General features: G+C 70.6%; 13 protein-coding genes. 9 read left to right on the top strand and 4 right to left on the bottom strand.

The annotated features are described in order from the left end of the window. The first annotated feature begins 74 nt into the window (after window positions 1–74). From ACSDR0_RS13795 to ACSDR0_RS13785, 3 genes are read left to right on the top strand one after another with little or no spacing between them, the layout of a single operon-like run. Complete coding sequence (locus ACSDR0_RS13795; RefSeq protein ID WP_435289173.1) at window positions 75–335, top strand: monovalent cation/H+ antiporter complex subunit F; 261 nt, start codon at window positions 75–77, stop codon at window positions 333–335. Then, window positions 332–661: a monovalent cation/H(+) antiporter subunit G gene (gene mnhG / locus ACSDR0_RS13790; protein ID WP_435289172.1), complete on the top strand. Its 330-nt coding sequence runs from the start codon at window positions 332–334 to the stop codon at window positions 659–661. Before ACSDR0_RS13795 ends, mnhG begins: the two co-directional genes overlap by 4 nt. Before the next feature lie 25 nt (window positions 662–686). Then, a complete protein-coding gene (locus tag ACSDR0_RS13785; RefSeq protein WP_435289171.1) occupies window positions 687–1586 on the top strand; it encodes a hypothetical protein in 900 nt (299 codons plus the stop codon). 103 nt (window positions 1587–1689) lie between these two features. On the opposite strand, the gene ACSDR0_RS13780 is transcribed toward ACSDR0_RS13785, so the two are convergent. Then, entirely contained in the window at window positions 1690–2655 is a 966-nt protein-coding gene (locus ACSDR0_RS13780; protein WP_435289170.1) for an MBL fold metallo-hydrolase, read from the bottom strand. Between the two features lie 197 nt (window positions 2656–2852). Next, window positions 2853–3734 (bottom strand): serine hydrolase, encoded by an 882-nt coding sequence (locus ACSDR0_RS13775; protein ID WP_435289169.1) that lies wholly within the window; start codon window positions 3732–3734, stop codon window positions 2853–2855. Window positions 3735–3971: 237 nt separating this feature from the next. Between ACSDR0_RS13775 and ACSDR0_RS13770 the strand changes: the two genes are divergently transcribed. The 4 genes from ACSDR0_RS13770 to ACSDR0_RS13755 all read left to right on the top strand — a co-directional run bounded on the left by ACSDR0_RS13770 (window position 3972) and on the right by ACSDR0_RS13755 (window position 7339). Beyond that, window positions 3972–4982 carry a LysR family transcriptional regulator gene (locus ACSDR0_RS13770; RefSeq protein WP_435289168.1) on the top strand — a complete coding sequence of 337 codons (1011 nt, stop codon included), beginning with the start codon at window positions 3972–3974 and terminating at the stop codon, window positions 4980–4982. Window positions 4983–5562: 580 nt separating this feature from the next. Then, window positions 5563–5757, top strand: coding sequence for a DUF5999 family protein (locus ACSDR0_RS13765; protein ID WP_435289167.1), 195 nt, complete (start codon window positions 5563–5565; stop codon window positions 5755–5757). Beyond that, on the top strand, window positions 5754–6209 hold the full coding sequence (locus tag ACSDR0_RS13760) for an ATP-binding protein (protein WP_435289166.1): 456 nt from the start codon (window positions 5754–5756) through the stop codon (window positions 6207–6209). Before ACSDR0_RS13765 ends, ACSDR0_RS13760 begins: the two co-directional genes overlap by 4 nt. Before the next feature lie 434 nt (window positions 6210–6643). Continuing rightward, window positions 6644–7339 (top strand): DsbA family oxidoreductase, encoded by a 696-nt coding sequence (locus ACSDR0_RS13755; RefSeq protein WP_435289165.1) that lies wholly within the window; start codon window positions 6644–6646, stop codon window positions 7337–7339. 99 nt (window positions 7340–7438) lie between these two features. Here the strand turns inward: ACSDR0_RS13755 and ACSDR0_RS13750 are convergent, their stop codons facing one another. Next, entirely contained in the window at window positions 7439–8071 is a 633-nt protein-coding gene (locus tag ACSDR0_RS13750; protein WP_435289164.1) for a thymidine kinase, read from the bottom strand. Between the two features lie 269 nt (window positions 8072–8340). Beyond that, a complete protein-coding gene (locus ACSDR0_RS13745) occupies window positions 8341–8979 on the bottom strand; it encodes a hypothetical protein (RefSeq protein ID WP_435289163.1) in 639 nt (212 codons plus the stop codon). Between the two features lie 303 nt (window positions 8980–9282). Between ACSDR0_RS13745 and ACSDR0_RS13740 the strand changes: the two genes are divergently transcribed. Together ACSDR0_RS13740 and ACSDR0_RS13735 are read left to right on the top strand one after the other, a co-directional pair. Continuing rightward, window positions 9283–9729 (top strand): hypothetical protein, encoded by a 447-nt coding sequence (locus tag ACSDR0_RS13740; protein WP_435289162.1) that lies wholly within the window; start codon window positions 9283–9285, stop codon window positions 9727–9729. A 173-nt stretch (window positions 9730–9902) separates the two neighbouring features. Beyond that, entirely contained in the window at window positions 9903–11993 is a 2091-nt protein-coding gene (locus ACSDR0_RS13735) for a hydantoinase/oxoprolinase family protein (RefSeq protein WP_435289161.1), read from the top strand. Window positions 11994–12066 lie beyond the last annotated feature (73 nt).

The following is a 12066-nucleotide window of genomic DNA, read 5'->3' as shown; positions in this document are numbered from 1 at the left end:
ATCGGGAGGAGCCGTGGTGACGGTGACGTATCGGGAGGAGCCGTGGTGACGGTGACGTATCGGGAGGAACCGCCGTGACGGTGACGTACCTGACCGTTCTGGTGCTGCTCGCCGCCGCCGCGGTGATGGCGCTCTACCGCCTGGTGTGCGGTCCCACGATGCTGGACCGGGCCGTCGCCCTGGACGTGCTCACCGCCGTCGTCATGTGCGCGATCGGGGCGGAGGCGGCGACGCACCGGGAGTACTCGGCGCTGCCCGTGCTGCTGGTGCTGTCCCTGCTGGGGTTCGTCGGCTCGGTCTCGCTGGTGAGGTTCTTCGCGGGACGTGCCCGGTGACGGTACCGGACGTGGCCGCCGCCGCGTGCCTGCTGCTGGGGGCGGGGCTGGCGTTCGCGGCGGGGGTGGGGATGGTCAGGTTTCCCGGCACCCTGTCGCGCATGCACGCGGCGACCAAGCCCCAGGTGCTTGGCCTCCACCTCGTCCTGCTGGCCATGTGGCTGCGCCATCCCCGCTGGGCGATCGCCGGGGCCCTGTCGCTCATCGCCGTCTACCAGGTGGTGACGGCGGCGGTGGCCGCCTACATGGTGGGAAGGGCGGCGCATCTCGCCGAGTCGCCACGGGACGACGGCACGGCCGTACCGCCCGGTGACGCTCGCGCTTAAGGATCTCCCGGCGTACCGTGTCGGTATGCGTGATGGACGTGCGGAGGATGCAAGGACCGAGGCCAGACGACTGATCCGTGATCTGCTGGGCGAGGAGCGGCCGGACGCCGCCCTGCTGCTGAGCGAGGCGAAGGCGGCGCTGGGCGCCGACCGCGTCGCGCGTTCCGTCGAGCTCGCACGCGGCGCCCCCCTCACCCGCAGATCCACCGAACTCGCCGCGCTGGCCGGTCTGCTGGTCGGCACTCGCGAACTCGGTGAGAAGTGGTGGCGGCAGGAGCGCGGTGGCAAGCTGCCCGCGCCTGACGAGGTGCTCCAGACCTTCACGGCGATCGAGCCGTGGACCGACCTGACCGTCCTGGAGATGCTCGCCGCCTGGATCGCCGACGACGTGGCCGACGAGACCTGGGGCCGCCCGTCCGCCGTCACCGACCTCAACTCCTGGCAGGCCGAGGACCGGGTCGAGCTGCCCGGGGACGCGCACCCCGGCCAGCGGATCGTGGTCTCCTTCGACGCGGGCGGCCGCCTCGACGCGGTGGTCGTGCGCCGTCCCGACACCGAGCTCGGCTCCAACCTCGACTTCGACTCCCTCCGCTACTCCCGCCCCGCCGAGGCCCAGTGGAGCTGGGGCGTCGCCGCGGGGCTCGGCCCCCACCGGCTGGACGAGCACCCCGACCCGTACGGGCAGCCGGTCGACGCCGAGGCCGCCGCGACCCTGCACGCCTGGGCGCTGCGCCACGGCGCCTCCGCCGAGCAGGCCGGCGAGATGTGGCGCGACAAGGGCGACGTCGTCGCCTCCATCGAACGGATCGACTGGATGTGGCGCAGCGGCGAGTGGTTCGCCTGGTGGCGCGGGGTGTCCGCCCTGGTCGACGGCGAGCCCGAGCAGCTGGCCGCCCGCCTGGAGGAGATCGCCTCCGTCCCCTAGCGGGACCGGCGGCGCGGACCGCTGTTCTCCCGATGCTCTTCCGGCGTTCTCCGGCGTTCTCCGGTGTTCTCCCGCTGTGCTCTCGGTGGCGAAGGCGCGGGCCTCAGCCGAACGTGTGCGGCGTCAGATAGTCCGGGATCACGACCTTCGTCTGGGGACTGACCCTGCGCACCGCCGCGACGAACTCGGCGAGGCTCTTCCTCGACTTCTCGTCGGCCTGCGGCGGGTTCCGCAGTGCCACCTCGAAGTTGTCCCAGTGCACCGGTACGACCACGCGTGGCATGTCCAGGGCCCGCAGCAGGCGCGGCACGTAGTCGTACGTGGACGACGAGGAGGTGGTGGGGATCATCGCGACGTCCGGGGCGAGACCGGTGAGGTTGCGCTCGACGAAGTCACTGCCGCCCATGAAGAAGACCGACGGGCCGCCCTTGACCGTCACCTGGAACGCCAGGGTGTCGCCCTCGGGCAGCTCGGAGATGTTCTCCGGCCTGCGCTCCGGCCTGGTCAGCCGGACGCCGGGGAAGACCATGGAGTAGCCGGCGTTGCGGCTGTGCAGCGACGCCACGACCTCGACGACGTAGTCGCCGAAGTCCAGGACCTCCCCGCCCTTCACCGGGCTGAGCAGGTTTTTATCCACGTCGAACGCCAGTGCCAGGTTGCACGTGGTGGCGGTGCCGACCACCCGCGCGCCGGTCGACGTCGCGATGTGCGGGACGTCGTTGAAGTGGTCCCAGTGAGCGTGCGTCACCAGCACCACCTTCGGCGTGCCCGTGTGCCTGCCGACCGCCTCGGCGTCGACCTCGAGCGGTGTGGCGGGCTTGAACGCGCCCGCCGCCAGGCCGGTGTCGAACCGCGTCACGTACGGGTCGACGAGGAGCGTCGACGCCCCCGCGTCCACGCGCCAGCCCGACGTACCGAGCCAGCGGAACGTCGCGGCGGTCTTCGTCCCGCCCGGACGCGATGTCGCGGCCCTGGCGGGGGAGGGGGTCAGGAGACTCCCGGCCATCGGCGCCAGCGCGGCCCCCGCCGTCGCGGTGCGCAGGAAACCTCTTCGATCGAATCGCGACATGTCTCCCCTTAGGTGCGTATGAACGTACGGTCGTCACCGGGATGCCCTGGTGACGACCGCCGGCCGCGTGCGGCCCGATGAGGACCCAACCATCGCCGGGCCGCCCACGTCCAAGATCCACGACCGTCGTCTCCCATAGGCGAACGCGTATCAGAGCAGCTGGGGCGGGTATCGCGTGGCACGCGGGGAGGCGGAACTCACCCGGCCCGCAGCGCGTCGACGGCGGTCCGCGCGGCCTGGCCGATCGCCAGGTCGACGTCGAGACGCCGGGTGGGCAGCTGCCCGCTCCGGGCGAGGACCGCCACCGCGTAGCTCTCGCCGGAGGGGTACTCGACGACCCCGGCCTCCATGTGCAGGCCCGGCAGGGTCCCCGTCTTGGCGGCCACCCGCGTCCCCGGCGGGAAACCCGAGGCGATCCGCGTCCAGAAGATCTGCCGTGTCATGTAGTCGCGGACGGCCGCGCACGCCTCCGGCGGCCCCGCCTCGTCCCGCCAGATCAGCCCGAGCAGCCGGGTCATGTCGCGCGCCGTGCTGGAGGTCGTGTGATCGGGATCGAGGACCCGCAGGGCCCGTACCCGCTCGGGGGGCAACGTCGGGAAGATCCGCGCGAACTCGGCGTCGTCCCGCGCCCCCACGTCCGCGAGCATCGACTCCAGCACCTGCCTGGGCCCGCCGATCACGCGCGTGCGCGCCAGCCCCAGCTCCGCCGTCAGCATCTGCACGGTTTCCAGGCCGATCCTCCGCATCAGCAGGTCGGCGGCGGTGTTGTCGCTGACCTGCATGGCGAAGTGGGCGAGATCGCGCAGCGACATCTCCACGTCGTCCGCGCACCCGGCGGTACCCCACCCGCCGAGCCTGTCCTCCGCCGTCACGAGAACGCGTTCGGCCGGGTCGAGCTGGCCGGCCGCCGCCTGGCGGGCGAACTCCAGGACCAGGAGCACCTTGAAGATCGAGGCGATCACGACCTGCTCATCGGCGCGTACGGCGATCTCGCGGCCCCCGGCGACGTCCAGTGCGTGCAGGTGCCCCTCCACCCCGGCGGCCGCGAAGATTCCCGCTATCCGTTCCTCTGCCGACATGCCCGCAACGCTATCCAGGTTCGTGGCCCGTCCGGACACGTCACCGGGTCCGTGCCGTGCCACCGGCCCGTGCCTCCGCCGCTGGATCGGTGCCGTGCTGACCCCGTCACCGGGTCTGTGCCGTGCCACCGGCCCGTGCCCTCGCCGCTGGATCCGCACCGTGCCACCGGGTCCGTGAACCCGCCACCGGGCCTGTGATCCGCCACGGGGCCGTGAGCGATCGCCTATCGTGACGCCGTGGACCTCTCCCGGCATCTGCGACATTTCATCGTCGTCGCGGAAGAACTGCACTTCGGCCATGCCGCGGAGGTGCTGGGCATCGCGCAGCCACCGCTCAGCCAGTCGATCCAGAGGCTGGAGCGCGAGCTCGGCGCCGAGCTGTTCGACCGCTCGCGCCGGCAGGTCGAGCTCACGATGGCGGGCCGTCTCCTCGTCGGGGAGGCCAGGCGTTTTCTGGCCGGTGAGGAGCGCCTGCGGGCGATGATGCGCCAGGCCGGCGACGGCGAGCTGGGAACCCTCCGGGTCGGGGTACCCCCGGAGATCCCGGCCGTGACGCTGCACACCCTGCTGCGGCACGTCACCGAGGAGACGCCGGGGCTGCACCTGGAGCTCCACGAGCTCACCACCCCGGAACAGCTGCGCCGCCTGACCTCCGCCCAGCTCGACGCGGGCCTTGTGCACCACCCCGTCGACGCTCCCGGCCTGCGGTCCGGTCCCGTCGTGGAGATCCCGCTGGGCGTGGTGCTGCCACGTACCTCCCCCCTGGTACTGGCACGGCCGGAGGCACAGTCGCGGACGGGGTCGGGGGGGCCGAGGTCGCGGCCCTGGGAGATCGCGCTGGCCGACCTCGCCGGGCACGACCTCGTCGTCTTTCCCCGCGAGACCTCCCCGGCGTGGTACGACCGCATGCTCGATGTCTGCCGCGCCGGGGGGTTCTCGCCCGTACGCCTCCAGCACGCCCGTAATCCGGAGTTCCTGCTGGGGCTCGTGCTGGCGGGGCACGGGGTGGCGTTCGAGCAGGAGGCGATAGCCCGCAGGGAGCCTCGCCTGGTCTGGCGCCCCCTGGCCGGCGCCCCCCTCCGGCGGGGGATCTGTGTCGCCTGGCCGGAGCGGTCGGCCCACCCCGCGGCCGCCAGGTTCGCCACCCTGGCGGCCGAGGTCCTCGCCGGGGACGCCGCCGGGACGCCGCGGGCGACGCCCGGGGCGGCGGTGACGCCCCGCCCCTGGTCCGTGGTCTACACCCCGTAGTTCCCGCCGGTCGCGCCCGTTCCTCCCCGCACCCCAGGCCGGTCGGGGAACGGGAGATCTTCGCCGCTTTTCCCGTCCGTCTCGCCGCCAGGCCGCCGCGCCCCGCCCAGTGTGTGCCGGGTTTCTCGCCCGCCTTTACCCGGCACAGGGAGAAGTCCGTAACGCAAAGAATGCTCTACCAGCACGAGACCATTGCTCTATCGACGTTCCACACATACGGGTGTAAACACAGATGAAACAACACATAAACGGCGACGAAATCAACACAATGTTCGTTCAGGGAGCGTGGCAGAAGATTCTGCGTCACGCACAGGTCATCGAACAGGTGGATGTGTCGCCGACGGAGGGTCTCCGGTCATCACCGGAACCGTCCGCCGCGAACCGGCCGCACCGAAGTACGCGGAGGCGCGGGCACGCGCGAGGACACCGCTGCCGGGGAACGGAAGCGGAATGGGCCCCCTTTCTCTGGAGAGGGAACCGGTCTCGTCGTCGCTGAGCCGGAGGCGAGCAGGTGAGGACGATCCCTCGCTCGAGGTTCCGTAAGGTCCCTTCCGTAGCCAATCAAGATCGGAGTAAAGCCGTGTGTCAGCACATTCCCACTTGCCCGTCCGCGGACGCCTTCGATCATGAGGCTGCTCGTCTCATGGTCTCTCATCCCGAGCAGGGATGGGGGTTGCTCTGCAACGGTGTGGTGGTTTTCGATGACACTGGGGAACTCCTGCCCGACGGACGTGGCATTCCCGCGCATCGCGCTCCCTGCGGGATAGCGACATGAGAAGGTTCACTGCTTTCGCCCTTTGCGCGGCCGCCGTCCCGCTCTCCCGCCCTCGTCCCAGAAGGGCCTCCTGGTCGCTGCTGCCCATCCCGGCCTCGGTGCCGAAGGCTCGGCGGCTGATCGGCGGCCGGCTGGCCCAGTGGGGAATCGACGGGCAGAGCGAGATCGTCCGGTTGCTCGCCAGCGAGCTCGTCACCAACGCGCTGCGCCACGCGTGGGGACCGATCCAGCTCACCGTTTTCTACCGGGACGGAAGGCTGCGCTGTGAGGTGGGTGACGCCAACCCCGCCCTGCCCCAAATGCGCGAAGCTCACGAGGACGACGAGGGAGGGCGCGGGCTGCAGCTGCTCGACCTGCTTTCCGGGCAGTGGGGCAGCGACCGCACGCCCGGCGGGAAGGTCAGCTGGTTCGAGCTGCCCTCGCACACGCATCCCGATGACACGGCGGCCTGAGAGGGCGGGGGCTCCCCGCGACACGGCTCACCCGCCACGACAGGAAAGTCCCTTGAAGGGACGAGACGAACGAGATGGACAAGATGGACGATATGGACGACCCGCGCCGCCCGGACGGTGGCATCCGACAGAACTCGGCAGGCCAGGCCCGTACGCGCACACGACAGGAGTCCCGGACGATGCACCAGATCCGAGTTCGCAAGCACTCACGACGTCGCGCCCGCGTCGTGCTGGACCTGCGGAGCCCGTCGGGAAGGCTGCTGCCCTACTGACCCTCGACGCCGGGTGTGAACACCCCGCCCGGCAACGGCCGCCGTCCCGCCGGTCATGCGGCCCGCGCGTCCTCGTCCCGCATTCGCATTCAGCGTCCGACTCCATGAGGGATGGGACGAATCAGTGGAATCAGCGGGTTCCGGCGTCGGTTGCAGCGTTATGTGAAGGTTGAAATCTACTCAGACGTTGTCTGTCCCTGGTGCTACATCGGCCACACCCGTTTCGCCCGTGCGGTGGAGCGCTACCGGGCCAAGGGCGGTGAGGTGGAGGTCGAGTTCAGGCCGTTCCAGCTCGCGCCGGACGCGAAGTCCACCGGAGAGCTCACGCTCACCTGGGCCGCGGCGAAGTTCGGCGGGGCCGAGCAGGCCGCCCAGATGTTCGGGAGGGTGACCGGGGTCGCCGTCGAGGACGGGCTGGTGCTGGACTTCGATCACTCGATCCAGGCCAACACCTTCGACGCGCACCGCCTCATCCAGCTCGCCGGAGAGCAGGGCAAGGGGGAGGAGGCGCTCTACGCCCTCTTCCGCGCCCACTTCACCGACGGCCTCGACGTCGGCTCCCGTGAGGTTCTCGCCGGGCTGGCCCGGGACCTCGGTGTGCGGGCCGACCTGGAAGGGGAGGACGGCGCGGCGGCGGTGAAGGAGGAGCTGGCCCAGGCCCGCGCCATCGGTGTCAGCTCGGTGCCGCTGTTCCTTTTCGAGGGCCAGTTCGCCGTCTCCGGCGCCCAGCCCGAGGACACCCTGCTCGCCGCCCTCGAAGAGGTCGCCGAGCGCACCGGCCAGTCACCGGCCGCCAGGGCCGTCAAGGCGGCCACGACCGGTGACGCCTGCGACGACGAGGGGTACTGCCCCGTCTGACACCTCCGGCGGGGGCGTTCCCCCGCCCCCAGAGGGATCATCGAGTCCACGGCTCGGGGCAGCCCCCGATCATGGCGTTTCCCCGCCCGCCGGAGGGGGTCAGCCGGGCAGGCCGAGCTCGCCGGAACGGTAGTGGCGGCGGCACAGGACCTGGTAGCGGATCGCGTCGGTGCCCGTGTCGCCGATGACGACCTGCTCGCCCGTACGGACCATCCTGCCGCCGACCACCCGGGCGTTCAGGCGCCCGGGGCGTCCGCACCAGCACAGGACCTCGACCTGCAGGCGGCTGATCTCGTCAGCCAGCTCGAACAGCCGCTGGGCGGCGGGGAACATCTGCGAGCGGAAGTCCGAGGCCAGGCCGAAGGCGTAGACGTCGACCCCGTGGCCGTCGGTGAGATCGGCGAGCTGCTCGATCTGGGCGACCGTGTAGAAGCACGCCTCGTCGCAGATGACGTAGTCGATGGGCTCGTGCGCGCGGACCAGGGCCACCAGGTCGAGGTCGTCGACGACCTCGACGGCCTCACTGCCCAGGCCGATGCGGCTGGTGACCTGCGGGGTGCCCGAGCGGTCGTGCTTGGTGAGCACCAGGCCGCGCCTGCCCTGGCGGCCGTGGTTGTAGTTCATCTGCAGGGCCAGCGTGGACTTGCCGCAGTCCATCGGCCCGAAGTAGAAGCGCAACACTCCGTCCCGGGAACCTGCGGGAACGGCGGAGAGGGCAGACAATTCGGTCACGGGGCGCCAGCCTAGTACTCCGGCCGCGCTCCGCGATCTCCACCCCTCAGGATCGGTTCGTCGCTTTCACCTGCCGTCGGGGCGTACGGGACCTCCTGCCGCGCCCGGCGGGACCGTTTCCGGCCTCACCGGGAGAAGCCCCCGGCCCGCCCGGGAGAACAGGGGAAACGGGGGGATCGGGAAGGACCCCGGTGATTCGGGGAGTCGGGAGGAGACGCGGAGAACCGAGGGGCCCGCCCATCCCGGCGGACGAGCCCCTCGGCCGTGGGTCAGAGTTCGCCGCTCTCGATGGCCGCCTTGAGGCCCGCCTGCGTCGCCTGGTGGGAGGAGACGCCGTTCGTCACGGTGAAGTCGATGAGCAGGATGCTCGCCTCGAAGGTGAGGTGCTCGGTGACGCGCGTCCGCCCGTCGCTCAGGTCCTCGAAGACGATCTTCTGGTGCGTGACGACGTTCGGCAGCGTCCAGGTGTCGGTCTCGTAGTAGAGATCGTCGCGGTGGATGCGCTGCTGCGCGTGCGTGTTGACGGTGACGGGCAGTCCGGCGACCGGGATGTCCTCCACGGCCGTGAAGTTGACGTGGCGCGTCCCGGCCTCGGTCCAGTCGGCGTGGGTGACGACCCGCTTCAGGAACGAGTGCATGCCGAGGTGGTTGTTGATGTTCGAGTAGGCGTCGAACACGTGCTCCACCGGCGCGTTGATCTCGATGGAGACGTCGCGCTTGGCCTGGCTCCTTCCCGTTATCGGGAGGGGGGCGGTCAGGCACTCGTAGAACCTGTGGGTGTCCCACGCGATCTGCCACTGGGCGGCGAGCACGGGGTCGGTGTCGGCCCGGGCGGGGGAGGAGAACACGGTGAGAAGGAGGGCGGCGGCGGACAGCGGGGCCACGAGGAGCCGGAGGAGCTTTGTCACAGATACCTCTGAGGACCGAATGAAAGTAGTGAATGTCTTCTATCTCATCCGATCGTGGTTTCAGTGCCCCCGTCATGGATCGTGATCTCCATGTTTCGTGGACGGCCCGCCCTCGTACATCCGCCCGAAAGGTAACGATCTACACCTGACGGTGAGCTGTGGGTCGTATAAGGATGTTTGGAGAGAAGATGCGCTGGTAGGAGTGGGTGGTTCCCGGTTGACAAGCCGTGACATGCCCTGACTTGGCGTGACGGTGAAAACCGTGGGAGATTCCTTTTGGTCTATCGAAAAGTGGGAGAATCTGTGACGACCACCAACAACTCCGCTCCACCCCTCGGCAAGACCCCGGCCGTCGTGACCCCCGGTCCCTCCGGCACGGAGACCACGGAGATGCCCGCGGCGCTCGCGGCGATGATGACCGAGGACGAGGCCGTCGCCGCCCAGGCCGAGGCCGCTCGCTGGCGGTACGGGTTCTACGTCGTCGTCATGGGGCTCGTGGTCATCCTGATCGGCTTCGTGGTGATCGCGCTGCGCGAGGGCGACACGGCCGCGCCGTTCGCCGGGCTCGTCGGGGTCTCGGGCGCGGTCATCGGCGCCTACTTCGGCGTGCAGGTCGGCCAGTCCGGCAAGGACCGGGTCGAGGCCGAGCTGCGCCGTACGAACGAGATGGCCATCCGTCTCGCCGCCAAGATCCACGCGCACGACGCCGACGCGGTGATCAACACCACCATGGGCCCCCGCCGCCGCTAGGGTCCGCTTCCGCGGCCTCACCGGCCCGCCGACCGTGGCGGGAATTCGTCCCGGCGAGGCGGCGGAACCGTCCCGGCGAGGCCGCCCCCCGCCAACACTGCCCAAGGATCGGGCACAGCTTCGGCAGGGTCCGCCGATTTGTGGACTCGCCTGGACTGGGTAGACACGGGGGCATGCGCAGCGTCCGTATCGGGGTCGACACCGGAGGCACGTTCACCGACGTGGTCGCGGTGGACGAGCAGACCGGTGAGATCACCACGACCAAGACTCCCTCCACCCCGGCCAACCCGGCCGACGGGTTCATGGAGGGGGTGCGGAAAGTCCTGCGGAAGGCGGCCGGTGCGGAGGACGCGACCATGGATGCCGTGTCGGCCGTCGTGCACGGCACCACGGTCGCCACGAACCAGCTCCTCGAAGACCGCATCGCCGACCTGGGCTTCGTCACCACCGAGGGCTTCGAGTTCATCCTGGAGATCGCCCGCCAGAGCGTGCCGGACGGCTACGGCAACTCCTATTTCTGGGTGAAACCACCCCGCATCGTCCCGGTGCACCGTGTCAGGACCGTCGGCGGACGCCTCGACCACACCGGAGCCGAGGTGCGGCCGTTCGACGAGGAGCAGGCCGTCGCGGCGGCCCGGTGGTTCCGCGACCGTGGCGTCACCGCGATCGGCGTGTGCTTCCTGCACTCGTACGCCAACCCCGCCCACGAACTGCGCATGCGGGAGGTCCTCGAACGGGAGCACCCGGACGCCGTCGTCTCGATCTCGTGCGACGTGCTGCGCGAGTACCGCGAGTACGAGCGGTCGGTCACCACCCTGGTCGACGCCGCGGTCAAACCGACCATGCGCCGCTACATCGCCAACCTGTCCGAACGCCTGGAGGCGGCGTCGTCCACGCGGGTGGTCGCGCGGGCCGGGAGGGGGAGCGGCATGCCGTTCTCCGTCATGAAGAGCAACGGCGGCGTGCTGTCCGCGGCCGAGGTCGTGCACCAGCCGATCACCACCGTGCTCTCGGGCCCGGCGGCGGGCGCGCTCGGCGCCGCGCTGATCGCCGCCACCGCCGGGCACCCCTCGGTGATCACCCTGGACGGCGGCGGCACCTCGACCGACGTCGCGGTGGTCGTCGACGGGGAACCGTCCCTGACCACCGAGGGCAGCATCGGCCGCTACCCCTGCAAGATCCCGATGATCGACATCGTGACCGTCGGCGCGGGCGGCGGCTCCGTCGCGTGGATCTCACCCGAGGGCACGCTGAAGGTCGGGCCCAGATCGGCCGGGGCCGACCCCGGCCCGCTCTGCTACGGCCGGGGCGGCACCGAGGTCACCGTCACCGACGCGCACGTCTTCCTCGGCCGGGTCCCCCCGCACCTGCTCGGCGGGGAGATCCCGCTCGACGCCGACGCCGCCCGGGAGGGAATCGAGGCGCTCGCGGGCAAGATCGGGCTGTCCCCGGAACGGACCGCGGCGGGCATCCTGGAGATCAGCGCGTTCAACCAGTCGAACGCCATCCGCCAGATCACCGTCAAACGCGGCCTGGACGTGCGTGACTTCCCCATGGTCGCCTTCGGTGGCTCGGGACCGCTGCTGGTCTGCCGGTTGATCGACATCCTCGGCCTGCCGTCGGTGATCGTCCCGCCCGAACCGGGAAACGTCTCGGCCTTCGGGCTGCTCACCGTGGACGTCAAGAACGACTACGTGCGCACCTTCGTCACCCGCGACCTCTCCCTGGAGAGCGCCGAGGAGATCTTCGGCGACCTGGAGGGGCAGGCCGCCTCGGCCCTGGACCGCGAGGGCTTCGCCACCGGCGCGCACGTCTACGCGCGCAGCGCCGACCTGCGCTACTACGGCCAGGCCTACGAGGTCAGGGTGCCCGCGCCATCGGGCCCGCTGGACGAGGACTGGCGGGCCGAGGTGCTGGATCGCTTCCACACCGAGCACCGCAAGCTCTACGGGTACGGCTACCGCGACGACCCCCGGCACGGCGTCGAGTGGGTCAACCTCCGAGTCTCCGGCATCGGCCCGATCACCCGCCCCGTCATCCGGCGCGGACCCCACGGCGACCGGCGGCCCGAGCCGGTGGCTTCCCGCGAGGTCTTCTACGACGAGTGGGGCACCACCCCCATCCACCGCCGCTCCGACCTGGCCGCCGGAGTGGAGATCGCCGGCCCGGCGGTCATCGAGGAGTACGGCTCCACGCTGCCGCTCCACCCCGGCTTCACCGCGACCATGGACGAGTTCGGAAACCTGGAGGTACGCCGTGCATGACGCGGAGCGAGCCCGACGCGGCGAGCGATCAGTGAGTGCGCAGCGAGCCCGGTGCGGTGAGCGGAGTGGTCGG

Origin of the sequence: Streptosporangium sp. G11 (assembly GCF_051192615.1) — a bacterium.
Lineage (GTDB): Bacteria > Actinomycetota > Actinomycetes > Streptosporangiales > Streptosporangiaceae > Streptosporangium.
This window is presented reverse-complemented; position numbering and strand designations above follow the sequence as displayed.